34 protein-coding genes and 1 tRNA gene are annotated in these 25,578 nt (G+C 63.8%); 11 read left to right on the top strand and 24 right to left on the bottom strand.

Going from position 1 to position 25,578, the window contains the following annotated elements:
* The first annotated feature begins 80 nt into the window (after nt 1-80).
* Nucleotides 81-893: a metal-dependent hydrolase gene (locus tag A9D13_RS06060; RefSeq protein WP_066771464.1), complete on the top strand. Its 813-nt coding sequence runs from the start codon at nt 81-83 to the stop codon at nt 891-893.
* 2 nt (nt 894-895) lie between these two features.
* Here A9D13_RS06060 and A9D13_RS06055 read toward each other — a convergent pair whose 3' ends face one another.
* The 3 genes from A9D13_RS06055 to rplU form a co-directional block, all read right to left on the bottom strand.
* Complete coding sequence (locus A9D13_RS06055; protein ID WP_066771462.1) at nt 896-1,243, bottom strand: hypothetical protein; 348 nt, start codon at nt 1,241-1,243, stop codon at nt 896-898.
* Nucleotides 1,244-1,474: 231 nt separating this feature from the next.
* The gene (rpmA, locus tag A9D13_RS06050) at nt 1,475-1,744 is read right to left on the bottom strand and encodes a 50S ribosomal protein L27 (protein WP_066771460.1); all 270 of its coding nucleotides are present in this window, start codon (nt 1,742-1,744) and stop codon (nt 1,475-1,477) included.
* Between the two features lie 23 nt (nt 1,745-1,767).
* On the bottom strand, nt 1,768-2,064 hold the full coding sequence (gene rplU, locus A9D13_RS06045; protein WP_066771458.1) for a 50S ribosomal protein L21: 297 nt from the start codon (nt 2,062-2,064) through the stop codon (nt 1,768-1,770).
* Between the two features lie 311 nt (nt 2,065-2,375).
* Between rplU and A9D13_RS06040 the strand changes: the two genes are divergently transcribed.
* Nucleotides 2,376-2,900 (top strand): hypothetical protein, encoded by a 525-nt coding sequence (locus tag A9D13_RS06040; protein WP_066771448.1) that lies wholly within the window; start codon nt 2,376-2,378, stop codon nt 2,898-2,900.
* A gap of 87 nt (nt 2,901-2,987) precedes the next feature.
* Here the strand turns inward: A9D13_RS06040 and A9D13_RS21245 are convergent, their stop codons facing one another.
* The 16 genes from A9D13_RS21245 to coxB form a co-directional block, all read right to left on the bottom strand.
* A complete protein-coding gene (locus A9D13_RS21245; protein WP_268235817.1) occupies nt 2,988-3,113 on the bottom strand; it encodes a hypothetical protein in 126 nt (41 codons plus the stop codon).
* Between the two features lie 111 nt (nt 3,114-3,224).
* Nucleotides 3,225-3,683: a molybdenum cofactor biosynthesis protein MoaE gene (locus tag A9D13_RS06030; RefSeq protein ID WP_066771845.1), complete on the bottom strand. Its 459-nt coding sequence runs from the start codon at nt 3,681-3,683 to the stop codon at nt 3,225-3,227.
* Nucleotides 3,684-3,690: 7 nt separating this feature from the next.
* Complete coding sequence (locus tag A9D13_RS06025; protein WP_066771441.1) at nt 3,691-3,936, bottom strand: MoaD/ThiS family protein; 246 nt, start codon at nt 3,934-3,936, stop codon at nt 3,691-3,693.
* A gap of 6 nt (nt 3,937-3,942) precedes the next feature.
* Nucleotides 3,943-4,977, bottom strand: coding sequence for a GTP 3',8-cyclase MoaA (gene moaA / locus A9D13_RS06020; RefSeq protein WP_066771439.1), 1,035 nt, complete (start codon nt 4,975-4,977; stop codon nt 3,943-3,945).
* Between the two features lie 22 nt (nt 4,978-4,999).
* Nucleotides 5,000-5,344 carry a Rossmann fold domain-containing protein gene (locus A9D13_RS06015; RefSeq protein ID WP_066771436.1) on the bottom strand — a complete coding sequence of 115 codons (345 nt, stop codon included), beginning with the start codon at nt 5,342-5,344 and terminating at the stop codon, nt 5,000-5,002.
* Complete coding sequence (locus A9D13_RS06010) at nt 5,341-5,712, bottom strand: dihydroneopterin aldolase (protein WP_066771434.1); 372 nt, start codon at nt 5,710-5,712, stop codon at nt 5,341-5,343. The genes A9D13_RS06015 and A9D13_RS06010 overlap by 4 nt, the downstream gene beginning before the upstream one ends.
* An 11-nt stretch (nt 5,713-5,723) precedes the next feature.
* Nucleotides 5,724-6,623, bottom strand: coding sequence for a class I SAM-dependent rRNA methyltransferase (locus A9D13_RS06005; protein ID WP_066771432.1), 900 nt, complete (start codon nt 6,621-6,623; stop codon nt 5,724-5,726).
* Nucleotides 6,624-6,627: 4 nt separating this feature from the next.
* Nucleotides 6,628-8,040, bottom strand: coding sequence for a threonine synthase (gene thrC, locus A9D13_RS06000; protein WP_066771430.1), 1,413 nt, complete (start codon nt 8,038-8,040; stop codon nt 6,628-6,630).
* Nucleotides 8,041-8,090: 50 nt separating this feature from the next.
* Complete coding sequence (locus tag A9D13_RS05995; RefSeq protein WP_082922155.1) at nt 8,091-8,684, bottom strand: SURF1 family protein; 594 nt, start codon at nt 8,682-8,684, stop codon at nt 8,091-8,093.
* Complete coding sequence (locus A9D13_RS21070) at nt 8,681-9,124, bottom strand: DUF983 domain-containing protein (RefSeq protein ID WP_373288751.1); 444 nt, start codon at nt 9,122-9,124, stop codon at nt 8,681-8,683. The genes A9D13_RS05995 and A9D13_RS21070 overlap by 4 nt, the downstream gene beginning before the upstream one ends.
* Nucleotides 9,121-9,942: a cytochrome c oxidase subunit 3 gene (locus A9D13_RS05985; protein ID WP_066771427.1), complete on the bottom strand. Its 822-nt coding sequence runs from the start codon at nt 9,940-9,942 to the stop codon at nt 9,121-9,123. Before A9D13_RS05985 ends, A9D13_RS21070 begins: the two co-directional genes overlap by 4 nt.
* 143 nt (nt 9,943-10,085) lie before the next feature.
* Nucleotides 10,086-10,673: a cytochrome c oxidase assembly protein gene (locus A9D13_RS05980; protein WP_066771425.1), complete on the bottom strand. Its 588-nt coding sequence runs from the start codon at nt 10,671-10,673 to the stop codon at nt 10,086-10,088.
* 18 nt (nt 10,674-10,691) lie between these two features.
* On the bottom strand, nt 10,692-10,841 hold the full coding sequence (locus A9D13_RS20790; RefSeq protein WP_172808114.1) for a hypothetical protein: 150 nt from the start codon (nt 10,839-10,841) through the stop codon (nt 10,692-10,694).
* Nucleotides 10,841-11,782 (bottom strand): heme o synthase, encoded by a 942-nt coding sequence (locus A9D13_RS05975; RefSeq protein WP_066771422.1) that lies wholly within the window; start codon nt 11,780-11,782, stop codon nt 10,841-10,843. The genes A9D13_RS20790 and A9D13_RS05975 overlap by 1 nt, the downstream gene beginning before the upstream one ends.
* A 135-nt stretch (nt 11,783-11,917) precedes the next feature.
* Nucleotides 11,918-13,609 (bottom strand): cytochrome c oxidase subunit I, encoded by a 1,692-nt coding sequence (gene ctaD / locus A9D13_RS05970; RefSeq protein ID WP_066771415.1) that lies wholly within the window; start codon nt 13,607-13,609, stop codon nt 11,918-11,920.
* Between the two features lie 23 nt (nt 13,610-13,632).
* Entirely contained in the window at nt 13,633-14,631 is a 999-nt protein-coding gene (gene coxB, locus A9D13_RS05965) for a cytochrome c oxidase subunit II (protein ID WP_229665408.1), read from the bottom strand.
* A 364-nt stretch (nt 14,632-14,995) separates the two neighbouring features.
* On the opposite strand from coxB, the gene pyrE reads away from it, so the two are divergent.
* From pyrE to ruvX, 7 genes are read left to right on the top strand one after another with little or no spacing between them, the layout of a single operon-like run.
* Nucleotides 14,996-15,580, top strand: coding sequence for an orotate phosphoribosyltransferase (pyrE, locus tag A9D13_RS05960; RefSeq protein ID WP_066771409.1), 585 nt, complete (start codon nt 14,996-14,998; stop codon nt 15,578-15,580).
* 28 nt (nt 15,581-15,608) lie between these two features.
* Entirely contained in the window at nt 15,609-16,355 is a 747-nt protein-coding gene (locus A9D13_RS05955; RefSeq protein WP_066771407.1) for a pyridoxine 5'-phosphate synthase, read from the top strand.
* A complete protein-coding gene (gene acpS / locus A9D13_RS05950; protein ID WP_066771404.1) occupies nt 16,352-16,771 on the top strand; it encodes a holo-ACP synthase in 420 nt (139 codons plus the stop codon). The genes A9D13_RS05955 and acpS overlap by 4 nt, the downstream gene beginning before the upstream one ends.
* A gap of 56 nt (nt 16,772-16,827) precedes the next feature.
* The gene (lepB, locus tag A9D13_RS05945) at nt 16,828-17,703 is read left to right on the top strand and encodes a signal peptidase I (protein ID WP_172808118.1); all 876 of its coding nucleotides are present in this window, start codon (nt 16,828-16,830) and stop codon (nt 17,701-17,703) included.
* Between the two features lie 6 nt (nt 17,704-17,709).
* Complete coding sequence (locus A9D13_RS05940; protein WP_066771398.1) at nt 17,710-18,789, top strand: AI-2E family transporter; 1,080 nt, start codon at nt 17,710-17,712, stop codon at nt 18,787-18,789.
* Nucleotides 18,790-18,813: 24 nt separating this feature from the next.
* On the top strand, nt 18,814-19,977 hold the full coding sequence (locus A9D13_RS05935; RefSeq protein WP_066771396.1) for a DUF3089 domain-containing protein: 1,164 nt from the start codon (nt 18,814-18,816) through the stop codon (nt 19,975-19,977).
* Nucleotides 19,974-20,447, top strand: coding sequence for a Holliday junction resolvase RuvX (ruvX, locus tag A9D13_RS05930; RefSeq protein WP_066771394.1), 474 nt, complete (start codon nt 19,974-19,976; stop codon nt 20,445-20,447). The genes A9D13_RS05935 and ruvX overlap by 4 nt, the downstream gene beginning before the upstream one ends.
* On the opposite strand, the gene A9D13_RS05925 is transcribed toward ruvX, so the two are convergent.
* The 5 genes from A9D13_RS05925 to argH are packed head-to-tail and all read right to left on the bottom strand — an operon-like array spanning nt 20,444 to nt 24,361.
* Nucleotides 20,444-20,641 carry a hypothetical protein gene (locus tag A9D13_RS05925; RefSeq protein WP_066771385.1) on the bottom strand — a complete coding sequence of 66 codons (198 nt, stop codon included), beginning with the start codon at nt 20,639-20,641 and terminating at the stop codon, nt 20,444-20,446. The genes ruvX and A9D13_RS05925 overlap by 4 nt on opposite strands.
* A gap of 59 nt (nt 20,642-20,700) precedes the next feature.
* On the bottom strand, nt 20,701-21,477 hold the full coding sequence (locus A9D13_RS05920; protein WP_172808113.1) for a precorrin-2 dehydrogenase/sirohydrochlorin ferrochelatase family protein: 777 nt from the start codon (nt 21,475-21,477) through the stop codon (nt 20,701-20,703).
* A complete protein-coding gene (gene lysA, locus A9D13_RS05915; RefSeq protein ID WP_066771381.1) occupies nt 21,474-22,730 on the bottom strand; it encodes a diaminopimelate decarboxylase in 1,257 nt (418 codons plus the stop codon). The genes A9D13_RS05920 and lysA overlap by 4 nt, the downstream gene beginning before the upstream one ends.
* A gap of 6 nt (nt 22,731-22,736) precedes the next feature.
* Nucleotides 22,737-22,982, bottom strand: a complete 246-nt coding sequence (locus A9D13_RS05910; protein WP_066771379.1) for a hypothetical protein — start codon at nt 22,980-22,982, stop codon at nt 22,737-22,739.
* Entirely contained in the window at nt 22,982-24,361 is a 1,380-nt protein-coding gene (gene argH / locus A9D13_RS05905; protein ID WP_066771842.1) for an argininosuccinate lyase, read from the bottom strand. Before argH ends, A9D13_RS05910 begins: the two co-directional genes overlap by 1 nt.
* A gap of 67 nt (nt 24,362-24,428) precedes the next feature.
* Between argH and A9D13_RS05900 the strand changes: the two genes are divergently transcribed.
* Together A9D13_RS05900 and A9D13_RS05895 are read left to right on the top strand one after the other, a co-directional pair.
* Entirely contained in the window at nt 24,429-25,007 is a 579-nt protein-coding gene (locus A9D13_RS05900; RefSeq protein WP_066771369.1) for a TlpA family protein disulfide reductase, read from the top strand.
* A 401-nt stretch (nt 25,008-25,408) separates the two neighbouring features.
* Nucleotides 25,409-25,484, top strand: a tRNA-Val gene (locus tag A9D13_RS05895).
* Nucleotides 25,485-25,578 lie beyond the last annotated feature (94 nt).

Here is a 25,578-nt window from a genome sequence, read left to right as displayed (position 1 = left end):
AACCTAAATTCCCATTATTCAAAAGCGGATACACAAGTTTTCGCATGTCGCCAAACGAACACGCCACTACCGCTCATAATATGAGCCAAGACGCAATTATCGTGCGCGATCGTCGGTTCGGGCGTGATCGCCCCATGGCGCGGTGGTGGATGGATGGCAACCCCTGGGCCACGGCGATTTTCAACTCGCTTTCGATCAGCTTCCCCCGCGGCGAGGCGTTCTTCATTGATTCGGTACGAAGTTTTCGCGAGGGCGCGCCCGATGGACTTTCCGGAGATATCCGCGCCTTTATCGCGCAGGAGGTCAACCATTCGCGTGAGCACGTGGCGTTCAACCGCATGGTCGGGGATGCTGGCTACGATGTCGCGCCGCTCGACAAGGATGTCGAGGATGCGCTGGCGGTGACGCGCGGGCGTCCGCCCATCGTCAATCTGGCGGCGACCATCGCGCTTGAACATTTTACCGCCATGTTCGCCCACCAGCTTTTGAAGGACCCGGCCTTCCTGAAAGGCGCCGATCCCGAACAGGCGGCCCTATGGCGCTGGCATGCGGTGGAGGAGATCGAGCACAAGGCGGTCGCCTATGACACCTTCCTTCACGCCACACGCGATTTCGGCGCGTGGAAGCGCTGGAAATTGCGCGCGATCATGATGCTGGTCGCGACCCAGCGCTTCGTCCATTTCCGCTATCGCGGGGCGCTGCTGCTGCTGGCGCAGGACGGGATCACGGGTTGGCGCGCCCATGCGGGACTGCTGCGCGAATTGCTGGTGCGTCCGGGAATCGCGCGGCGGATCCTGCCGCATTGGATCGGCTATTTCCGACCCGGATTTCATCCGTGGAAGCTGGACGATCGCTATCTGATCGAAAATGGCGAGGCCGACGCCGCGGCCTGATCTCAGGCGGCGGCGAGCTGCGGCACGGGATTGCGCACGGACGAACCCGACGGGTCGGGCAACTGGTCCGAGATCGCCATCAGCGCGTCCTCGATCTCTTCAAAGAGACCAAGGTGGCGGAAGGCCGACGCGAGCCAGATGCGCGGCAGCCAGCGCCCATTGCGCGCGACAAGACCGGCGGTTCCGGCAACACGGCCCGGAGCGATGGTCGGCAAAGTCACCATCAGCGCATGCGTCAGCTCCGCCTGGCGCAGCGGATCGCTGGCGGCAGGGACGCCCGCCCGGTCCAGTGCCGGACGGTCTTCCGGCCATGCGGGCCGAAGGAAGGTATTTTCGCTTCTGAAGAACATGTCTGCTTCCCGGTAACGCACGGGTGCGACAATAATCGCGGTGCGTTTCAAACTCGTGATAGTGTTTTTATTGTTTGCTTTCCTAAGCTTGCCCCGATTAACCAGCGGCACGCCGATGTGTTCCGGCCAGACGCGAAAAAGGGAGATGGACTGTGCCCTTCTCCCTTCGGGCCGGTCAGTGCCGGCTGGGCCGTCCGATAAGGGACGGCCTATCTCGCATGAGACCGTCGCTTATTCGGCGGCTTCCGCCAGCTGGTCGACCGACACGAACTTGCGGCCGAGCTTGCCATCATGGAAGCGTACCTTGCCTTCGGTAAGGGCAAACAGGGTGTGGTCGCGGCCCATGCCGACGTTCACGCCCGGATATACCTTCGTACCGCGCTGGCGCACGATGATGTTGCCACCGACGACTTCCTGGCCGCCGAACTTCTTGACGCCAAGGCGACGGCCGACCGAATCGCGACCGTTGCGCGAGGAGCCGCCTGCTTTTTTATGTGCCATGGTGAATTGCTCCTTGCTTGGACTTAACCGACCGAGGTGATGCGCAGCAGGGTCATCTGCTGGCGGTGACCGTTCTTGCGGCGATAGTTGTGACGGCGACGCTTCTTGAAGACGATCACCTTTTCCGACTTTGCCTGCGCGATGATCTCGGCCGAAACCTTGACCTTCGAGGCGTCCTTGAGGTCCGAGCCGTCACCTGCGAGCAGGATGTCGCCCAGTTCGATCTTGTCGCCGGCTTCGCCTGCCAGCTTCTCGACCGCGATCTTGTCTCCTTCGGCGACGCGATACTGCTTGCCGCCCGTGCGCACGATTGCGAACATTGTTCTACCTGTCTGTTCTGCCGCGATGCCACGACCCGACGTCAAAGCGCCGATGTTGTATCCGTGCCGATCTGCGGACGATTGTACCGGACCCCGTTCCGGTGCCCTGCAAATGCAGTAAGACACGCGAATGATGCCGGTTTGAGCGGTGCCCGTTAGTCGACAAGCGCCATGCTGTCAACGCGAAACGGGACAAAACCGCCCTTTTGCCGCACATCCCGGTGGCCATTGCCTGGCTGGCGCCTATCTGGGGACTGGCAGCCATGAAACAAGCTGCTATCAGGCGGTGCATGAAGCCTGCGAAACGATCCATGCGGAATCTAGCCCTCATCGCCCCTGCCCTCGCGCTGCTGGGCGGCTGCGCACAAGACGGATCGCGCTTCCCCTCGCTCGCCATTCGCGATGCGGAGCGAGTCAGCGGCACGGCCCAGCCGGTCGAGCCGCAGGAGCCTGCCGAAACCGATCCGGTCCTGCCCACCGGCCTGACCGACAGGCTGGCAGCTTTGGGGGAACAGGCGCGCGAATCGCATGCCACGTTCCTGTCGCGCGCAGCCCGCGCGCGCAGCGCCACCAGCGCGGCAGCCGGCGCGCCAAAGGCCAGCGACCGCTGGGCCGAGGCGATCGTCGCCTTTTCCGATGTCGAATCGGCGCGCAGCGATACGATGTTCGCCTTGGCCGAACTGGATTCGATGTTGGCAAACGGCGCGGTCACGCAGGCTGACAGCGGTGAGGAACAGGGACTGCTGAGCATCGTCGCCACCCGCGCCGAGGTTGCCGAACTTGTCGCGCAGGAAGACGCCGTGCTGGATGAACTCGCCGCTCCGATCGCCCCCTAAAGCACCCCGGAGCCTTCTCGCCGCAAAAAAAGCGCGGGTCCCGCAACCGGAAACCCGCGCCAGGGGAGAGAGCTCTTTACGATCCGGTCAGGCAGCAGCGATCATCGCGATGGCCGCAAGCCCCCACATCACCGCCACGACCGGCCAGATCTGCGCCTGCACGCCATGCCCCGTTACCAATGGGTCGGGATCGTCGGCTGCATGCGAACTCATGGGAAGGCCTCCTGTCTTTCGATGGTTCGAATAGACCTGGCCGGGATAGCACGCCTTGACGCGTATCAAAATATTACGTGAATAGGTAATATTCCTTATGGAATAATGCGCTCAGCGAATATGCGCCCAGCGGGCAAGGTCGTCCGCATCTTGCGCGCGCGGTTCGATCCAGCGCCAGCCATTGGCAGTCTTCTCGCGCTTCCAGAACCAGCTTTCGCTTTTCAGATGATCCATCAGGAAGTCGCTGGCCTCGAACGCATCGCGGCGATGGCGCGCGCCGCACGCGACGAGGACGATGGGATCGCCCGGCTCCATCACCCCTTCGCGGTGGATGATGAGCAGACCCGTCAGCTTCCAGTTACGCTCGGCCCGCATGGCCAGCTCTTCCATGCCCGGCAGGGTGAGCGGCGCGTAATGCCGCAGTTCCAGCGCCAGAACCGGATTGTCGCTCGCCTCGCTGCGCACCTTGCCCAGAAAGCTGGTCACGCCGCCGGCATCCTGCCGCGCCGTGAAATGCGCCATCTCATGCGCGGGATCGAAATCGGCATGCGCGAGGCGAACGTCACGGATCATCGCGCTATCCGCCGCTGACGGGGGGAAGGAAGGCAAGTTCATCGCCATTGCCCGCTGTCCAGCCACCGGGCGATACCAGCGAGCCATTGAGGGCTATGCGCACATTCGCCGCAGAAATGGCGACGGCCAGTTGCGGCTCCAGCCGCTCGGCAATTTCCGACAGGGTCAGCGGCCCGGCAATGTCGAGAGCGATCTCGCCATGGCCGGCGACGTCTTCCAACCGGCCAAGAAACACGAGCTTCAACGACATTGCGCGTCAGCCGCCGGTGACGGACATGTGGCGTTCCAGCGCCGGAGCCTCGCCCGCCTGCGAAATCGCGAAATGATGGCGCTCGGGCTTGATCGCCATCGCGGTGTCGAGCGCCTGCGCGATCTGAGCATCAGGATCATCCGAACGCACCGCGGCGCGCAAATCCACCTGTTCGCGCCCGCCAAGGCAGGCATAAAGCTGGCCCGTCGCGGTCAGGCGCACGCGATTGCACCCTTCGCAGAAATTGCCGGTCAGCGGGGTGATGAAACCGAGTCTGCCGCCTGTCTCTTCTACCGTGACATAGCGCGAAGGCCCGCCGGTGCGATAACCGCTGGGCGTAAGGGTCCAGCGGCTTTCCAGATCCTGCCTTACAGCGTCGAGCGGCAGGTAATGGTCGATACGTTCGCCGTCGACTTCACCCAGCGGCATGACCTCGATCAGGGTCATGTCCATGCCCAGCGCGTGGGCCCAGTCGATCATTTCGGGGATCTGCTGCTCGTTGATGCCCTTCAGCGCCACGGTGTTGAGCTTCACCTTCAGCCCAGCCGTGCGCGCCGCCGCAATACCGCTGAGCACATCGTCCAGCCGGTCGCGGCGAGAAAGTTGCTGGAACTGGTCCAGGTCCAGCGTGTCGAGCGAGACATTGACGCGCCTTACCCCCGCGTCGGCCAGATCGCCCGCGAATTCGGCAAGGCGGGTGCCATTGGTCGTCAGCGTCAGCTCGTCCAGCCCGTCGCCGATCTTACGGCCCAAGGCGCGGACAAGATCGATCATGTCGCGCCTGACCAGCGGTTCGCCGCCGGTCAGACGGATCTTCCTCACGCCCCGCTCGATAAAGGCGAGCGCGATCTGGTGCGCCTCTTCCAATGAAAGCACTTCGGCGCGGGGCAGGAACTGCATGCGTTCGGGCATGCAATAGGTGCATCTGAGGTCACATCGGTCCGTCAGCGACAAGCGCAGATAGGTGATGTGACGGCCAAAGCCATCCACCAGCGGGTTCGCCGGTGAATTCGTCGGTTCGGGCGTGGTGCGAGCGTCCATGGAGTCCATAGTGACAGAGCGATCAGCCCCCGCCAAGCGTTCCCGCCAAAAGCAATTGTCCCGTCACCCCGCCATTGGTGTGGAGGAAGGCAACCGTTGCGGCCATTGAGCCCTCGTCGGCTTCGCCCGATGCGGGCGCAACTGCATTTACGCGCGTCGGCGCGGCCTCGCGGGCCAACGCGGCCACGGCCTCACGCCGCCAGCGGTGGGGCTTGTCCTCGGCATGAGGAAATTGCAGCACGAGCGAATCGAGCCCGTTTGCCAACATGGCGCGAACCTGCGGCAAGGTGTCTTCATGAAAAGCCGCAGCCGCATCCAGTGGGTCGGTTGGCCCTGACGCAACCTCAAGAAATCCGGTGCCGTTCACGGGCGATGCCGCACCAGTGTCATGCCGATCTTCTCATCCTTCTCGGCGATGGCCAGCTTGACGATCTTCACCTTCACGCTGATCACGCGCTCATCCTGCGCGAAGAGCGTGTCGCAGATGTGTTCGGCCACCGCCTCGATCAGCTTGAAATGCACACCCGGCGGCAGCGCGTCGGTCGCCGCGAACTTGATGTCCATGTAATTCTTGCTGGCCGTCAGCGCCGTGTCGGGATCGAAGCGGCCCGGCGTCTCCATCTCCACCGCCATGGAAATGCGCAGCGGTTGGGGCTTGCCGGTTTCTTCCGAATAGATGCCGGTGAGGACATCGACAACGAGATCGTCGACCTCAAGGGTCAGGGTGTCGCGCATGGGGCTTGTCCTCAATCGTTGGCCCAGCGGGCGAAAATGGCGGTGGGCAGAAGGCGGCGGACATCGGTGCCCGGGGCCGGCGCCTCACGCACCGACAATTCGCCATGCTCGATCCGTCCGGGCAGCGCGGCAAATGTTTCGGTCAGCAGGCCGCCCAGTGCCAGCGAGCTCATCCTGACGGCATAGGCGGTCAGGAACAGGAAGCGCGAATCCGCATCCAGCAGCTGGCGGCAATCGGCGATCAGCGGCGCAAGGCTCTCCTCGATCCGCCAGGTTTCGTTTTTCGGTCCGCGCCCGAATTTCGGGGGATCGAGGATGATGCCGTCATAGCGGCGCTGCCGCCTCACCTCTCGCGCGGCGAATTTGGCGGCGTCGTCGATCAGCCAGCGGATCGGCGCATCGTCCATGCCGCTCGCTGCCGCATTCTCTCGCGCCTGCGCCACGGATTTCTTGCTGGCATCGACGTGCGCAACTGCGCCGCGCCTTGCCAGCGACAGCGAACCCACGCCGGTATAGCCGAACAGGTTCAGCGTCTGGGGTTCGTCTTTCCCCTCCAGCATGCCATCCATCCAGTCCCACACCGGGGCCATATCGGGAAAGAAGCCGAGATGGCGGAAGGGCGTGCACTGGGCGGTGAATTTCACCTCGCGCCAGCCAAGCGGCCAGCCATCTTCCGGAACGGGCTTTACGAATTGCCAGCGCCCGCCGCCATCCTCGTCCGAACCGGGGACGAATTCGCCATGCGCATCCCAGTTTGCAAGCCGCGGCGACCACATCGCCTGCGGCTCGGGACGGATGAAGCGGAAGGGGCCATAGCTCTCGAACTTGCGCCCATGCCCGCTGTCGAGGAGCGCGTAATCCGCCCAGCCCTCGCCGATCAGCATCTGCGGCAGTTCGGTAAGCGTCGCCATCTTATTACGCCGCAGCCGGGCTTTCGGTCGCGTTGTCGGCCACGAAGCTGGCGACAGCTTCATAGGTGCCGGGAAGATCGGTGCAGGCTTCCTCCCGGTCCATCAGATCTGCGATGCGCGGGGGCAGCGTGGGCGACACGCCAATTGCGGATTCGACCGCAGGCGCGAATTTCGCGGCATCCGCAGTGGCCAGTGTCACCACCGGCACATCGGCAGGCAGATCGGCGCTCAATGCGGCATGCAGGCCGATGGCGGTATGCGGATCGATGACCTTGCCGCAGTTTTCATAGGCCCAGCGCATCGCGGCATGCATCTCGTCCGCATCGGCGCGCATGCTGGTGAAGAGCGCTGCCGCGCCTTCGCGCTGCGCATTGGTCAGCTGCATCGCCTTGCTGGCCTCGAAGCCCTTCATCTGCTCGGCCAGAGCGGCACCATCGCGGCCACCGGCATCGAACAACAGGCGTTCGAAGTTCGAGCTGACCTGGATGTCCATCGAAGGCGCTTCGGTCGGGGTCACGCCATGGGCGGAGTAATCGCCGGTGGACAGAGCGCGGTGGAGGATGTCGTTGACGTTGGTGGCAACGATCAGCTTCTCGACCGGCAGGCCCATCTTGGCCGCGACATAGCCGGCGAAGACATCGCCGAAATTGCCGGTCGGCACGCTGAAAGCGACCTTGCGATTCGGCGCGCCCAGCTGGATCGCGGCGGCGAAGTAATAGACCACCTGCGCCATCAGCCGCGCCCAGTTGATCGAGTTCACCGCGGTGATGCGGAAACGCCCGGTCATGTCGGTATCGGCGAACATGCGCTTCACCATGGCCTGCGCATCGTCGAAGCTGGCATCGGTCAGCGCGATATTATGCACGTTGGGCGCGATCACGCTGGTCATCTGGCGGCGCTGCACTTCGGACACGCGGCCCTTGGGATGCAGCATGAAGATGTCGATCTTCTCACGCCCTGCCACAGCGTCGATCGCGGCGCTGCCGGTATCGCCGCTGGTCGCGCCGACGATGGTGAGGTGCTGGTCGCTGCCGGTCAGGAATTCCTCGAACAACAGGCCGAGGAGTTGCAGCGCCACGTCCTTGAACGCCAGCGTGGGCCCGTGGAAGAGTTCCAGCAGCCACTGCTTTTCATCGAACTGCGTCAGCGGGGTCACCGCCTTGTGCGCAAAGCGGCCATAGGCCTTGGTCGTCAGCTCAAGCAGGCGTTCGGGCGTCAGGCAATCGCCGACGAAAGGCTGCATGACCTTGGCCGCCAGCTCCGCATAGGGAAGGCCCGCCATGGCGGCGATTTCGTCCGCCGAGAACTGCGGCCATTCGCGCGGCACATACAGCCCGCCATCGCTGGCAAGGCCTGCCAGCGTGACCGAACGGAAATCTTGGCGCTGCGCGCTACCCCGGGTGCTTACATAGTCCATGGGCCGCGCGGTTAGCCCCACAGGGCGCATCGCGCAAGATAGAGCCGCTATCAGCCCTGTTCGCCGTCCTTTTGGGAAAGCCGCTTCCGCACCGCCAGCACATAGATCACCAGCGCCGTTATCGCGAAGAAAAACCATTGGAAGGCATAGGCGGTATGGTTGTCGGGCAGGTTATGCGGATCGGGCTTCGCGCTGGGTTCAAGGCCCGCCAGCGGCGGATCGGCAATCAGCCTGAGGCCATCGCCATAGCGCGTAATACGGCCCGTCGCGCTGCCTCCATCAAAGTCCACCGATGCCGGATCGCGGCTCCACCCCAGCTGGATGGAGGCGGCATTGCCCTGTGGCGTCAGGCAATCGACGATCTGCACCATGCCCGCCCGGTCATCCGCGTTGCGGCCCGAAATCGCCGTCCGCCCCATGACCGAGGCACAGGTGACGGAGGAGCGACGAAAATAGGCATCTTCAAAATCAGCGGGGTCGGTCGGCCAAGGGATGATCGCGTCATCGCTGAGCGCCGCTTCGTATTGCGCGATCAGCGTGTGCTTCCATTGCGCGCGGCCAAGCTGCCAGATGCCCAGCCCGATCATCACGCCGACCGCCGCCAGCACCAGCAGCGTCGCGAAAACAGGAATGCGGCGAATCACTTGGAGCCGTCCACCCTGTCACTGTCACTCGGCCTTGCGCCGGGATCGCGGCCGCCATGCTCACGCGCGCCGCGTTTATATTCCGCGATCAGCAGCCAGCCTTTCGCGATGCGCAGGCCACCAAACACCAGCAGCGTAGTCAGCGGCACCCACAGCACAATATGCAGCCAGAACGGCGGTTCAGCCGCCAGCTCCAGCCAAACGGCCAGCACGACGATGATGGTGCCAATGATGAGGGTCAGGAAAGCGGCAGGCCCGTCGCCCACGTTGAAGGCCGAGTAGTCCAGCCCGCAATCGTCGCATCGCGGCGCAAAGCGGACAAAGCCGTCGAACATGGAAGCGGCGCCGCAGCGTGGACATTGCCCGCGTGCGGCGCCGACGAAATCACTGCCACCTGTCGGGTCCGGCTTGGCGGGCCCTTTGGGCGGGGTGTCGATCAATGGATCGTCGCGCCCCAACCGCCCCAGACATAGACGGCGACAAAGAGAAACAGCCACACGACGTCGACGAAGTGCCAGTACCATGCAGCCGCTTCGAAGCCGAAGTGCTGACGCGGGGTGAAGTCACCCTTGTAGGCGCGCACGAGGCACACGATCAGCATGATGGTGCCGACGATGACGTGGAAGCCGTGGAAGCCGGTCGCCATGTAGAAGACCGAGCCATAGGTGTTCTGGCCAAAGGGGAACGGCGCATGCATGTATTCATACGCCTGGATGAAGCTGAACAGCACGCCAAGAATGACGGTGAGCCACAGGCCCTGCTTGAGCCCCTGACGGTCGCCATGGATCAGCGAGTGGTGCGCCCAGGTGACCGTGGTGCCCGAACACAGCAGGATCAGCGTGTTGAGCAGCGGCAGGTCGAACGGGTCCATGACGGCATGGATGTCTTCCGGAGGCCATACACCGCCGACGACTTCGGTCAGTTCGCTGGGGAACAGGGCGAAATCGAAGAACGCCCAGAACCAGCCGACGAAGAACATCACTTCGGAAGCGATGAACAGGATCATGCCGTAACGCTGGTGCAACTGCACCACCGGGGTGTGATCGCCCGCGCGCGCTTCCTTGATGATGTTGCCGAACCAGCTGAACATCGAGATGATCAGGCCGATAAAGCCCGCGATCGCGAGATAGGTGCCGAACGGATAGTCGTGGAACGACAGCGCGAGACCGGTCGTGGACACCAGCGCCGAAAACGACGTGATGAACGGCCACGGGTCGGTCGGCAGGATGTGGTAATCGTGGTTCTTGGTGCCGGCCATCTTTGCGTGTCTTCCCTCTTTTCGTGCCGGGAGGGCCACGAACGCCACCCCCTGCAGACAAAAATCCCTGCCGCGCTTTAACCAGCCCCGGCCATCTGGTCCAGAGCCTTTGCGGGCAATATGGCTATACTCTCAGCCCCGTATCAGCCCTTCGGGCTTTCATAGAAGCTGTAACTCAGCGTTATCTGCTCCACATCGCGGGCATCAGGGTCGTCGAGAATCGCGGGATCCACGTAATAGATCACCGGCATTTCGACTTCCTGCCCCGGCTTCAGCGTCTGTTCGGTAAAGCAGAAACACTCGATCTTGTTGAAATACTTGCCGGCCTGCGTCGGGCTGACATTGAACACCGCCGTGCCCGTGATCGGCCGCGCGGAATTGTTGACGGCGTGATAGCTGGCGAGCGATTTTTCACCGATCACCACGTCCTGCTTCACCTGGTTCGGCTTGAACTTCCACGGCAGGCCACCCGATACATTGCCATCGAAACGCACCGAAATGTGCTGGCCGGTCGCGGCGACAACCGCCGCCGCCTGCTCTTCGCTGGCGCGCTGCGTCGTGCCGTCGATACCGGTTACCTGGCAGAAAATGCGATAAAGCGGCACCGCCGCATAGCCCATGCCCAGCATCCCGATCGCCACGATCAGGAAAATGAACCCGGTGCGGTTGTTCCTGCGGCGGGCCTCGTCGATATTATCGATCCGGCGGTCAGGGGCGATGCTCTGTTCCATGGGCTCGTGGCTTTCGGCTCAGTGCGTGGGGAAACGGACGATGGTGAGAAGGAAGAACAGCACGACTAGCCCGCCAAGAAACAGGCCGAGCGCGATATTGCGCGCTTTCTGACGGGCGCGGATCTGCTTTGTCACCGGGTCGAGATCGCTGTCATCGCGGCGGGCCATCAGATCACGCCTGCATTGGCGAGCAGCCGATCGGCCACCAGCGCGCCGAACAGCGCGAAGAGATATAATACCGAGAAACCGAACAGGCGCTTTTCAGGGCGCATCGCATCGCCCTCACCCGCGCGGCGCAGGCCGACGGGAACGGCAAGCGCGATGAACGCAGCCGAAAGCGCGGCGGCCGCGACAGCATAGACGGCGCCTGCCCCGCCCACGAACCATGGCGCCAAAGCGACCGGTGCGAGCAGAAGCGCATAGATCAGGATCTGGCGGCGGGTCGATGCCTCACCCTTCACCACAGGCATCATCGGGATGCCGACGCGCGCGTAATCGGTCTTCACGAACAGCGCGAGCGCCCAGAAATGCGGCGGGGTCCACATGAAGATGATCGCGAAAAGCACGACCGGCATCAGCGTCACATCGCCGGTCACTGCGACCCAGCCGATCAGCGGCGGAAACGCGCCCGCGCCGCCGCCCACCACGATGTTCTGCGGCGTGCGGGGTTTGAGCCACATGGTATAAACCACGGCGTAATAGAAAATCGAAACCGCCAGCAGCACGGCGGCAAGCCAGCCCACGCCCAGCCCCATCACCACGACCGAACCGCCCGACAGCGCAATGGCGAAATCGCGCGCATTCTCACGATCCATGCGGCCCGCGGGGATGGGGCGGTTGGCGGTGCGCTTCATCTGCGCATCAATGCCCGCCTCGTACCACTGGTTGATGGCTGCCGCGCCACCTGCGCCCAGCGCGATGCAAAGGATGGCGGTGAAACCGATGATGGGATGGATCGTGCCCGGTGCGGCCAGCAGCCCGCACAGCCCGGTAAAGACGACCAGCGTCATCACCCGGGGCTTTGTCAGCGCCACGAAATCGCGCCAGTCGGCCGGAAGGGCCTGCGGCTGCGTCATGCTTTCATCAAGGGTCGGTGCACCCGTGCTCATTGGTCTCTATGTCCGCACCGCTTTCACGGCCCGGCTCTCTCCTTAAACGATCAGGGGAGCGACAGTGCCTGAAAGGCACCGTGCGCTCCCCCGTCAGCCCGCCTCACCCCGAAAGGCCGGGGCGGGCCGTTACGATCAGTGTGCGCCCGCCTTGTCGTCGATGACCGGCAGGGTCTCGAACTGGTGGAACGGCGGGGGCGAGCTAAGCGTCCACTCAAGCGTTGTAGCGCCTTCGCCCCAGTAGTTGCCTTCCGCCTTCTTGCGGACGACGATCGCGTAGATGATGTTCGCGAAGAACACCGCGATCGAAATAGCCATGATCTCATAGCCACGCGTCGCGACCCAGTTCCACAGCTCGAAAGCCGGGTTGTAGTCGGGATAGCGGCGCGACATGCCGTTCATGCCCAGGAAGTGCATCGGGAAGAACACGAGGTTCACGCCGACGAAGAAGATCGCGAACTGCAGCTTCGAGAGGAATTCGGAGTGCCAGACGCCGAACATCTTCGGGAACCAGTAATACCAGCCGGCGAACATCGCGGTCACAGCACCCAGCGAAAGCACGTAGTGGAAGTGCGCCACCACGTAATAGCTGTCGTGCAGGTTGTCGTCGATCGAACCGTTGGCCAGCACCACGCCGGTGACGCCGCCCACGGTGAACAGGAAGATGAAGCCCAGCGCCCAGATCATCGGCGAGGTGAAGCGAAGCGAGCCGCCCCACATCGTTGCGATCCAGCTGAAGATCTTCACACCCGTCGGCACCGCGATGACCATGGTGGCGGCGGTGAAATACATCTTTTCGTTCACCGAAAGGCCGACGGTGTACATGTGATGCGCCCACACGATGAAGCCGACGACGCCAATCGCGACCATGGCGTAGGCCATGCCAAGATAGCCGAACACCGGCTTGCGGCTGAAGGTCGAGATGATCTGCGAGATGATGCCGAAGCCCGGCAGGATCATGATGTACACTTCCGGGTGACCAAAGAACCAGAACAGGTGCTGGTAAAGGACCGGGTCGCCACCGCCTTCGGGGGTGAAGAAGGTGGTCTGGAAGTTACGGTCGGTCAGCAGCATGGTGATGGCGGCGGCCAGGACCGGCAGCGCCAGCAGCAGCAGGAATGCGGTGACCAGCACCGACCACACGAACAGCGGCATCTTGTGCAGGGTCATGCCCGGTGCGCGCATGTTGAAGATGGTGGTGATGAAGTTGATCGCGCCCATGATCGAGCCAGCGCCCGCAAGGTGCAGCGCGAAAATGCCGAAATCGACCGCAGGTCCGGGCGAACCGGTGGTGGAAAGCGGCGCATAGACCGTCCAGCCGGTGCCGGCACCCATGCCGGTGCCACCGGGCATGAACGCGCTCATCATCAGGGAGCAGAAGCCCATGAAGGTCAGCCAGAAGCTGATGTTGTTCATGCGCGGGAACGCCATGTCGGGCGCGCCGATCATGATGGGAACGAACCAGTTGGCAAAGCCGCCGATCATGGCGGGCATGACCACGAAGAAGACCATGATCAGGCCGTGCGCGGTGATCAGCACGTTCCACAGGTGGAGCGCCGAATCGAAGTCGCCCGCCGGATTGCCGAGGAATTCGGCCCACCAGGTCAGGTACTGAATACCCGGCTCCTGCAGCTCAAACCGCATGATGCCCGAGATGCCGCCGCCGATGATGGCAGCGAAGATCGAGAAGATCAGGTAGAGCGTGCCGATGTCCTTGTGGTTCGTCGACATGAACCAGCGCTGGAAAAAGGCGGGCTTATGATCCGCGTGCGCGTCGTGATGCGCGTCCTCGTGGACCGGAAATGATTCGGGGGCGGTAGTGGCCATGGTCTCGTCCCTATCCGTAATTCTTATGCGGCGGTCGCAGCGGCTTCGCCGGTTTCGGCGGGCTCGGCTGCGTCCGTGGCTTCTGCTGCGTCTTCTGCCTCGGCATCGGCAGCAGCGGTTTCGTCGGCGTTTTCTTCGGGGTCACCGATCGAACCGCCCGGCTGTTCCAGCACCCACTGCTCGAACTTGTCGCGCGGCAGAGCCTCGATCGCGATGGGCATGTAGCCGTGGCGCACGCCGCAAAGCTCCATGCACTGGCCGTAATAGACGCCCGGCTTCTCGATCTCGAGAACCTTTTCGTTGATGCGGCCCGGCACGGCGTCGAGCTTGTACCACAGCGAGGGGATCGCGAAGGAGTGGATCACGTCGGCACCGATGGTCTGGATGCGAATCTTTTCACCGGCGGGAACGACCATGCGCTTGTCGACGGCCAGCTGCGCCGGCTCGCCATTGGCGATCGCCTCGTCATCGGGGAGCATGTTCGAAATGACCTCGAAACCGCCATTGTCGGGATAGGTGTAACCCCAATACCACTGGTAGCCGGTCACCTTGACGGTCAGCGCCTCTTTCGGGGCGGTCTCGTACTGCTTGGCGAGCAGCTTCATCGAGGGAACCGCGATCACGACCAGCACGAGGACCGGGACGAGCGTCCAGATAACCTCGATCAGCGTGTTGTGGCTGGTGCGCGAGGGGTTCGGATTGGCGCCTGCGCGATAGCGGATCATCACGAACAGCAGCAGGCCCAGCACGAGCACGGTGATGAGCGTGATGATCGGCATCAGCACCCAGTTGTGCATGAACTGGCCGTCATGGCCGACCTCGGAAAACTGTTGCTGGAACCCGATCGCACCCTCGGTCGGCATGCCGATTCCGGGGGTGGGCTTCATCGGAACATAGCCGCCAGTCGCTGCCTCGACCGCGGGCGCGGCCTCGGTTGCGGCCGCGGCAAGCGCGGTCCCGGCGGTAACCGAGAGCGCAATGGCGGCTCCGGTCATGTATTCGGCTGCGCGGCGGATTCCCATCAGTTTCAAGATCGCTTTCCCTGATCCCCGTCTGCTTCGTCCGGCGCGAAAAAGCGCCATTCTCGGCATCTACCCTTACACTCGCGCATGGCTGCGAATTGGCCATGCACAAGGCGCGCGAACGCACCTTTTGGCCGTGCCATCGGGGGCACGACTTCGGGGCCTATACGCGCGCTTGCGGGCTGCCTCAAGCGTCTCTAGGGGATATTTTTCACAGGTCAGGTCGTCCCGCCCCATATCCACGGGGCAGGCGGCCGCGATTTGCCGGGCCATCTGGTCCGTTTTGCCCAGCCTGCAAGACCGGGTAGCCAAGCGGCAGCGACGGGACGCCCGCCGCGTCCGACAGTTGGAAAGAAAGACGATAATGAACGAAGACGAGGTCCTTTCGGAATTCCGCGCCGCGGGCGCACTCTTGGAAGGGCATTTCCTGCTCTCCTCGGGCCGCCACAGCGCCCATTACCTGCAATGCGCGCGCGTCCTGATGAACCCGGACCGCGCTGGCCGCCTTGCCGTCGCGCTGGCCGCGCAGTTGCCGCGCGACCTGCGTTCGAAGATCGACAAGGTCGTTTCCCCCGCAATGGGCGGGATCATCATCGGCCATGAGATGGGCCGCGCGCTGCAGGTCGATGCGATCTTCGTCGAACGCCCCACCGGCACGTTCGAATTGCGCCGCGGATTCGACATCGAGCCGGGCGAAAAAGTGCTGATGGTCGAGGATGTCGTCACCACCGGCCTTTCCAGCCGCGAAGCGATCAAGGCCGTGGAAGACGCAGGCGGCAAGGTCATCGGCATCTGCTCGCTCGTCGACCGTTCGGGCGGAGAGGTCGAGTTCGAGATCCCCTATCACGCGCTCGTCTCGCTTTCCTTCCCGACCTATGCGCCGGACGAAGTGCCCGAAGAACTGGCCAAGACCCCGGCGATCAAGCCCGGCAGCCGGAAACCCGCCTGAATCCGTCCCGCTTAAAGGAGCAAGCACGGTGAACGCATCGCGTCTGTGGCCCGAACGGCTGCGCCTCGGCGTTAACATTGATCACGTCGCCACCATCCGCAATGCGCGCGGCGGCGACCATCCCGATCCGGTCCGCGCGGCCGAGATCGTGGCAAGCGTGGGCGGCGACGGCATCACCGCGCATTTGCGTGAAGACCGCCGCCATATCCGTGACGGTGACCTGTCGCGTATCCAGACGGCGACGGGCCTTCCGCTCAATCTGGAAATGGCCGCCACGGACGAGATGCTGGAAATCGCCCTTGCCCATGCCCCGCACGCTGCCTGCATCGTTCCGGAAAAACGCGAGGAGCGGACGACCGAGGGCGGGCTGGACGCAGCGGGCATGCACAATCGCCTCGCCCCCATCGTCACGCGGCTGACCGACGCCGGCATCCGCGTCTCGCTCTTTATCGAGGCGGAGGAGCGCCAGATCGAGGCGGCGATGAAGCTGGGCGCGCCGGTCGTTGAATTCCACACCGGTGAATACGCCAATGCCACCGGCGAGGAACGCGCTCGCGAGCTCAAGCGTATTGCCGATATGGCCGCGCTTGCTGCGAAAAACGGGATCGAACCGCATGCAGGCCACGGCCTGACCTATGACAACGTGCAGCCCATTGCCGCCATCCCGCAACTGGCCGAGCTGAACATCGGGCACTACCTGATCGGAGAAGCGGTTTTCGTGGGACTGGAAAACGCCGTGCGCCGGATGCGCGAATTGATGGATGAAGCGCGTTGATCATCGGCATGGGCTCCGACCTCTGCAATATCGAGCGGATCGAGGCATCGCTCGCCCGCTTTGGCGAGCGGTTCGAGCTGCGCGTATTCACCGAAGTCGAACGCATGAAGGCGGAGCGCCGCCCGTTCACCCGCGCGGGCACCTACGCCAAGCGCTTCGCCGCCAAGGAGGCGTTTTCCAAAGCCGTCGGCACCGGATTCAAGCGCGGCGTGTTCATGAAGGACATCGGCGTCGTCAATGCACCCAGCGGCGCGCCCACGCTGGCGCTGGAAGGCGGCGCGGCGGCGCGGCTGGCTGAACTGACCCCTGTCGGACATGAGGCGGTCGTGCATCTCACGCTTACCGACGATCACCCGTGGGCGCAGGCCTTTGTGGTGATCGAGGCGCGGCCTGTGATGGCGGGCGATTTCGCATGATCCGTCCGCGTTCGCGCGCAGGCTCGGTGCCTGCCAGCCCTGCCCCTATCGAACCGATGGATGGAAGGGACAGCGGCCGGGTCAACTGGGTGCGAGAGGCCTTGGGCCTGCTTGGCATGCTGCTCGCCGTGCTGGCGTTTCATTCGCTGGTGGCAAAGCCGTTCTATATTCCGTCGGGTTCGATGATGCCGAACCTCTTGGTCGGCGACCGGCTGATCGTGTCGAAATATCCTTATGGGTGGAGCTGGGTTTCAGCCTCTTTCCACATACTGCCGCGGTCGGGCGCGCGCGCCCTGCCGCGCACGCCCGAATATGGCGACATCGTCATCGTTTCCCCACCCTATGCAAAGGAAGACTGGATCAAGCGGGTCGTCGCCCTGCCCGGCGACACGATCGCGGTGCATCGCGGGCATATCATATTAAATGGCCAGCCCATCCGCCGAGAAGTCGAACCGCCGGTTCAGCTGGACGCCAGCGATGCGCAGATGTGCGATGGCATCAACTGCCTCGACGTATTCTCGCAATATCGCGTGCGCCTGCCCGATGGCAGTGCGGTCTATGAACCGCCGACATGGCGCGAGACGCTGCCCAATGGCGCGACCTATCTGACCATCGATCACGTGAACCAGCCGCTGGACGAAATGCCGGAACTCAGGGTGCCAGCGGGCCATGTCTTCCTGATGGGCGACAACCGCGATCATTCGGCCGACAGCCGCGAAATGGCGCCGGGGCGCGGGCTTGGCGGGCCGGTGCCTTTGTCCGATGTCGGCGGCCGGGCAGAGTTCATTACCTTCTCGCTCGACGGAACCGAATCGTGGAACCCGCTTTCTTGGTGGAGCGGACTGCGTTCGAACCGCGCTTGGCGCAGCCTGCGTCCGGCGATCCGGCCACTGCCGGAAAATGCAGTCGCGCCTGACACCGAGGGGCATTAAGATATAATGGACGACCGCGACCCGAATCCCCACACCTCCAGCCCGACGACAATCACCGATCCGAAATTGCGCTTCGAAGCGCGCAGGGCGTTTGTCTGGGTGGGTGTCGTCGTGCTCATCGGCGTTGCCGTCTACATGTCGCAGGCGCTGCTGGTGGTGTTCGGCGGACTGGTATTCGCCGCGATCATCGATGGCGGCGCGCGCCTCCTGGGCAAGGTATTGCCCATCGGGCGCAGCTGGCGCGTGGCGATCGTGCTGGTCGCGGGCTTCCTCTTCATCGGCTGGGTGATCTTCTACGCCGGAACCTCGCTCGCGACCGAAGCGGCGCAGTTTCCCGCGCTGATCGAACAGCAGGGCAATCGCGCGCTCGACTGGATCGAGAGCATGGGGATCAACATCAACGCCGATTCGGTCGAGAAAATGGCGCAGCAGGCGATGGGCGGCGTCGGCCAGCTGACCCGCGCGGTCGGCGGCATCATCGGCGGGTTCACCACCGGCTTCCTGATCCTGATCCTTGGCATCTATATCGCGCTCGAACCCAATCTGTATGAACGCGGCGTCGCCTGGATGCTGCCCGAAGGAGAGCGCGAGAGCTTTCTCGACATGGTCGACAAGATGGCGTTTTCGATGCGCCGCCTGATGTTCGGCCGGCTTGTCGGCATGACGGTCGAAGGGATACTCACCGGCATCGCGCTTGCCGTCTATGGCGTGCCGCTGGCGACCTTGCTGGGGCTCATCACCGGCCTGCTAGCCTTCATTCCCAATGTGGGCGCTGTCATTTCCGGGCTGCTGATGGTGCTGGTCGGTTTTTCTGGCGGCACGGACATGGCGATCTATTGCGCGGGCGTCTATGTCGTGGTGCAGACCTTCGACGGCTATGTCGTCGTGCCGATGATCGCGAAAAAGACCGTGGATCTCGCCCCGGCGCTGGTACTGGCGGGGCAGCTGATACTGGGCATATTGTTCGGCATCATCGGGCTGGCGCTGGCCGATCCGCTGATCGCGATGATCAAGGTCATGCTGGAACACCGCGCGGAGCGGAATGGAAAATCGGGCGCGGCCAATACCGCGCCACAGGGCGGCTGACCGCTCTTCGGGGGGACGACAGGAATGGCTCGCAAGTTTCTCTATCTCATCGCGTTTCTCGTGGTGCTGGTGATCGGCGGCGGGATCGCCATGACCATCTGGGCCGAGGATCTTACCCGCCTCGCCTTTGTGCCCAGCGCCGAATTCGAGGAACAGGCCGCGCTGGAAGACAACGCCTATGAGGACCCGGCCATGTGGATCGCGCGGCCCGGCATGGGGGATGGCGATCCTGCCCGCTGGCGCCCCGCCGGATTTGCCGAGGAAGATATCGCCGCCCCCAGCGCGGTCTTTTTCGTGCACCCCACCAGCTATGTCGAACGTGGGCGCTGGAACGCGCCGATTGACGATGCCAAGGCGAATGGCGGCGCGAAGCTTTTCGTGCAGGGCATGGCCAGCCCCTTCAACCGATCGATCCAGATCTGGGCCCCGCGTTACAGGCAGGCAACCGTCGGCGCGTTCCTGACCGACAAGCCAGAGGCCAAGCGCGCCGTCGACGCCGCTTATGCCGATGTGGCGCAGGCATTCGATTTCTTTGTCGCGACTATTCCTGCCGATGCGCCGATCGTGCTGGCTGGCCACAGCCAAGGGTCGCTGCACCTCATCCGGCTGATGAAGGAGAAGATCGCGGGAACGCCGATCGCCGACCGGATCGTCGCAGCCTATCCCGTAGGCTGGCCGGTATCGACCAAAAACGATTTGCCCGCCATGGGCCTGCCTGCCTGCGCCACGGCGGATCAGCCGGGCTGCGTGATGAGCTGGCAGAGCTTTGCCGAACCGGCCGACCCCGAATCGCTGCTGGCCGCCTATGCCAAGGGCCCCGATCTCGACGGCGTGGTGAAGCTGCCGGAAAACGTGCTGTGTTCGAACCCGCTGACCGGCGGCATCGGCGGAGAGGCACCCGCGAGCGCGAATGACGGTACATTGGTGCCCAACGGCGACATGTCGGGCGGTGAACTGGTTGCCGACGCCGTGCCCGCCAAATGCGATCCGCGCGGTATCCTGCTGATCGGCGATCCACCAGAGATGGGCAATGCCGTGCTGCCCGGCAACAATTACCACGTCTATGACATTCCGCTGTTCTGGATGAACCTGCGCGAAGATTACGCCCGGCGCGAAGCCGCATGGCTGGCCGCACATGACCGCGCCGCGCCTGCGGCCAAGGTCGAGCCGGAGACGACTGCTTCATGATCGCCGAAGCTGCCCGCGATTTTTCCGAAGCCCTGCCCGATGGCGGGGTGCTGATTGGCCTCGACCCCGGCACGAAGACCGTGGGCGTCGCGCTGTGCGACGCAGGCTGGCGCTTCGCCACGGCGGGCAAGACCCTGCCGCGCGGCAAGTTCGGACCATTGAAAGAGGCGCTGTCCAGGATCGTGACGGAGCGCAAGGCGGCGGGCATCGTCATCGGTCTTGCCAAGAACATGGACGGCAGCGAAGGCCCGCGCGCGCAGGCGGCGCGGGCGCTGGCGCGCAATCTCGATACCGCGTTCGGCCTGCCGATCCTGCTATGGGACGAGCGGCTTTCGACCGCCGGGGCCGAACGCGCCATGATCGAGCAGGACATGAGCCGCGCCAAGCGGGCCCAGCGCATCGACAGCCATGCCGCCGCCGTCATATTGCAGGCGGCGATCGACGGGCTGTCCGCGAACTTCCTTGATTAATCGTCGAAACTGATGGTGCGCGCGGCTTCGGGCAGCATGTCCTGAAGCTGGTCCAAAAGCTGCGCGCAGCCCTGCGCATCGCCATCGTCCAACCGCTTGCGCGCCCGTTCCAGCCGGCGTGCGAACACGTCGAGGATCTGCCGGCAATTATTGGCGGCATGCAGCATATCGGCGCGTTCGAACTGTCGGTTCATCCCTGCGCCCCTTGCCGCAACTGCGCGGCGGCGCAATGTCATCTGATATAGGGGCCTGATTATTTCGGCAGGCGCAGGACTATGGCGATTTCCTCTTCGCCGATTTCCGGCATCTCGTTTCCGCCGATGCGCTGCGCATCGGCGCGGGCGCGGACCAGCACTGCTTCGGGCACGGCAGGATCATGCACGACATAATCGGCACTGCCCAGCAGGCGTGCCTGCCGCAGGGTCAGGTCATCGGGATCGCCGGATTGCAGGGTGAATTCGTGCACACCGCTGTCGGGACGCTCCACTTTGCCCGCCAGCCAGCGATCGACCGCGCCTTCGCCATGCTCGACCAGCGGATCGAGCGCTCCGCCCTCACCCAGCGCATTGTCCAGTGCGCGGCGGCGGTCGGCGGCGGTGGGATAGCGGCTGCGGATCGCGGCCCGCGCCGCGCCCAATGCACTGGCAAGCCTGCCCAGGCCCTGCGGCAGCATGCGCTCCAGCCGCAATCGCAGCATTTTGGCAAGGCCGGCGGACGCACCGCCCGTGCCCACCGCGATCAGCACCGGATCGCGGTCGATCAGCGAAGGCACTGTGAAATCGCACAGTGCAGGCTTGTCCGTCACATTGACGATCAACCCCTTCATCCGCAGCCGCATCGCCGCGGCCTCGGCCTCCCGGTCATCGTCGATCACTACGAAACCCAGCGACGCGTGATGCGCCTCGTGCTCGCTGACGCAGATGCCGCCTGCACGGCGGATGATGCGGCGCTTGGCCTCCGCAGCCTCACCTACGCCCAGAACGACGACCCTCTTGCCGTCGATGCGGTGAAAGAGGGGTAGCGAGTTCACAGCCAGTCCGGCACGCGCTCGGCGGCGAGGATGGTCTCCGGCTCTATCCGGTCGGCCACCACCGCGAACTTCTCGCCGCTGACCAGCACCTCGGGCACCAGCGGGCGCGAATTATAGGTGTTCGCCATGGTCGCGCCATAGGCGCCTGCCGTGCGAAACACGGCAAGATCGCCTGCTTCCACCCGGTCGATCTCGCGGTTTTTCGCGAAAGTATCGCTCGATTCGCAGATCGGGCCGACGACGCTGGCGATGAAATGATCGCCGCGCGGATGCACCGCCTGAAAATCGTGCCATGCGTCATACATGGCCGGGCGCGCCAGATCGTTCATCGCCGCATCGACCACGACAAAGGGCGAATGCACGCCCTGCTTCACGCGGATGACTTCGGTGACGAGCACGCCCGAATTGCCGGTGATCACACGGCCCGGTTCGAACATCAGCGTCACGCCCCAATCCTTGCAGACCCGCGCGACCATCGCGCCGTAATCCTCCAGTGAGGGGAAGACTTCGCCCTGCTTGTAGGGCACGCCGACGCCGCCGCCCAGATCCATGTGGGTGATGTGGTGACCCTCGGCGCGGATCGCCTCCATCAGCGCGCCCATGCGGCCAAAGGCGGCCTCCAGCGGATCGAGGCTTTGCAGCTGGCTGCCGATATGCACCGCCAGCCCGCGCAGGTTCATGCCCGGCAGGCGCGCCAGCCGGTCGAAAATCTCGGCCGCGCGGTCATAGGGCACGCCGAACTTGTTCTCCGCCTTGCCGGTGGAGATCTTCTCATGCGTCCCGGCCTCGACATCGGGGTTTACGCGCAGGGCGCAATTGGCGGTCAGCCCCTTGCGCGCTGCGATCCCGGCCAGTTCGACGCCCTCTTCTTCGGACTCCAGATTGAACTGCCCCACGCCCGCTTCCAGTGCGTGGGTCAGTTCGTGCCGCGTCTTGCCCACGCCCGAAAACACGATGTCCTCCGCCGGGATACCGGCGGCAAGGGCGCGGCGCATCTCGCCTTCGGACACGACATCGGCGCCAAAGCCCTGTTCCTTCAGCACTTTCAGCACGGCGACATTCGGGTTCGACTTCACCGCGAAGGCGCAATGGACGCTGGGCAGGTCCTTCAGCCCGTCGCGAAAGACGCGGGCGTGACGCTCCAGCGTGGCGCGCGAGTAGATATAGACGGGGGTGCCGACCTCTTCCGCGATGCGGGCGATGGGCAGTTCCTCGGCGTAAAGCTCGCCGTTTCTGTAATCGAAATGGTCCAAGGGAATTCAGCCTTCAGGGGGAAGATCGAAGGGATCTTCCACGCGTTCCTCGCTGCGGGTGCGCAGCTCCACATTGCGTTCGGGGGCGGCCTGAACCGGGCGTTCCAGCAGCTCGGCCGCGGTGGGTTGCTGTTTCTCGCCATAGGCGGCGGGTGGCAGTTCGTCACCGGCCTTGGGTTTGAGCGGGGTCGTGCGCGCACATCCGGCCAGCGCCAGCGCGACAAGCGAAACGGCGGCGAATGTGCGGATCATCACGCTTCCTCCATACCCAGCACGCGGCGCGCATCGGCGACGCGCATACGAACCTGCGCAGGCGCGGTGCCGCCGTGGCTGGCGCGCGCGGCGACCGAAGAATCGACCGACAGCGCCTTGTACACACGCTCGTCTATACGCGCGTCGATGGCTTTCAGATCCTCGATGGTGAGAGCGTCGAGAGCGATACCCCGGCTTTCGGCCAGCTTCACGGCGGCGCCGGTGATGTGATGCGCCTCGCGGAAAGGAATATCGCCTTCGCGCACCAGCCAGTCGGCCAGATCGGTCGCGGTGGCATAGCCCTGCTCGGCGGCGCTGCGCATGCGGTCGGTGCGGAAGGTTGCGCCCGCGATCATGCCCTCGGTCGCGGCGATCGACAGGGCCAGCAGGCCATGTGCCTCGAACACCGGCGGCTTGTCGTCCTGCATGTCCTTCGAATAGGCGAGCGGCAGGCCCTTCATGGTCATCATCAGGCTCATCAGGCAGCCGGTCACACGCCCCGCATGCCCGCGCACCAGTTCGGCGGCATCGGGGTTCTTCTTTTGCGGCATGATCGAGCTGCCGGTCGAGAGCGTATCGGGCAGGCGCACGAAGCCGAAGGGCTGGCTGGCCCAGAGCACCAGCTCCTCCGCCAGCCGCGACAGGTGCAGCGCGCACTGGCTGGCGGCCTGCAGATAGTCGAGCGCAAAGTCGCGATCCGACACGGCGTCGAGGCTGTTGTCGGTCGGCTTGGCGAAATCGAGCGCATCGCAGGTGGCGTTACGGTCGATCGGGAAACCCGTGCCTGCCAGCGCCGCGCTGCCCAGCGGGCATTCGTTCATGCGGGCGCGCGCGTCCATCAGGCGCGAACGGTCCCGGCGGAACATCTCGTAATAGGCCATGAGGTGATGGCCCAATGTCACAGGCTGCGCGGTCTGGAGATGGGTGAAGCCGGGCATGATGCTGTCGGCATGCTCACCCGCGCGCGTCACCAGCGCCTTTTGCAGCAGGGCAAGGCCAGCATCCGTCTGGTCCAGCGCATCGCGGACCCAGAGCTTGAAATCGGTCGCGACCTGGTCATTGCGGCTGCGCGCGGTATGGAGGCGGCCTGCGGCGGCGCCGATCAACTGGGTCAGCCGGTCCTCGGTCACCATGTGGATGTCTTCGAGATCCCAGTTTTCAGGAACCCCGCTGACTTCATATTCGGCAGCGACCTTGTCCAGCCCATCGGTGATGGTCTCGACATCAGCCGCAGAAACGATGCCCTGCGCGCCCAGCATGGCGACATGCGCCTTGGATGCGCGGATGTCCTGTCGCCACAGCGCCTTGTCGAAGGGGATGGAGGCGTTTATCTCGCGCATGATCGCGGACGGGCCTTCTGCAAAGCGCCCTCCCCACATCTGGTTGGCAGCTTTTGCCCCATCCATCGCATCGACGCCATCACCCGAACCGGAGCCGGTATTGCCCATGATTATTCGCACACCTTCCTTGCTGCCGAGCACGCTCGCCATCATCGCCGCGCTCTCGCTTGGCGCGTGCGATAGGCAAAGCACCGGCGAGGAGCAAGCGGTCGAAACGGCAGAAACGGGCGAATCTGCCCCGAGCGCGGGCACGATCGACCGCAGCCACGCCGGTGAAGCCATGCCCGACCTCACGATTTCCCTGCCCGACGGGACGGAAAAGCCGCTGGACAGCTTTGCCGGAAAGCCGCTGCTGGTGAACCTGTGGGCGACATGGTGCGGACCGTGCAAGGTCGAGATGCCCGCGCTGGACCAGCTTGCAGGTGAGCGGACCGACAGCCTGAAGGTGCTGACCGTGTCACAGGATCTCAATGGTGCGGAAGCGGTCGCACCTTTCTTCAAGGAACAGGGTTTCGCCCATCTCGAACCGTGGATGGACAAGAACAACGACCTGATGTTCGCCTATCAAGGCGGCGTGCTGCCGATGACGGTCTATTACGGCGCCGACGGCAAGGAAATCTGGCGCATGATCGGCGAATATGACTGGGCAGGCGACAGCGTCGACGAGATCCTGACCGAGAGCTGACCTATCGCGCAGGCAAAGAAAAACGGCCCTCGCGAAAAACCCGCGAAGGCCGTTTTTTCGAAGCCAGAGAGAACCCGATCGGGGCCGCCCCTGATTTATGGCGTTAACGTACCAGAAGCATGCTGACCGAACCAGCAATCACCATAACCGGCAGAACACGCATCATCATGAACGTGTAGGCACATTTGCGTGCAAGACGGGACGCTTCGTCCATTGCATTCCTCCAGCAGGGGGTGTCGAAAATCTGTTCGAGCGTCATAATCACCCAAAAGGTTTAACGACAAGTAAAGGAATTCGGGTGGCGAACCCGCAGGTGCCTGTTGCACTTGCGAAAAATGCCAAGGATTGACGAACCGGCAAAAGCGTCTAAATGGCCGCCATGGCCAGCGCGATTTGGCGCCGGGCGGTTAGCTCAGTTGGTAGAGCATCTCGTTTACACCGAGAGGGTCGGGGGTTCGAGCCCCTCACCGCCCACCATGGCCCTTCCTTTTTGCAGACTCCGATCTCAGGCCGCAGCTTCTGCGCCTTATCCTTTTCGCAACCGCGAAAATGAGCTTCGGAGAGGGCGGCA

It is taken from the genome of Croceicoccus mobilis (genome assembly GCF_001661965.1).
In the GTDB taxonomy this organism is placed as follows: domain Bacteria; phylum Pseudomonadota; class Alphaproteobacteria; order Sphingomonadales; family Sphingomonadaceae; genus Croceicoccus; species Croceicoccus mobilis.
Note: the sequence above shows the minus strand (reverse complement) of the source record. Positions and strands in the feature narration are given on the sequence as shown.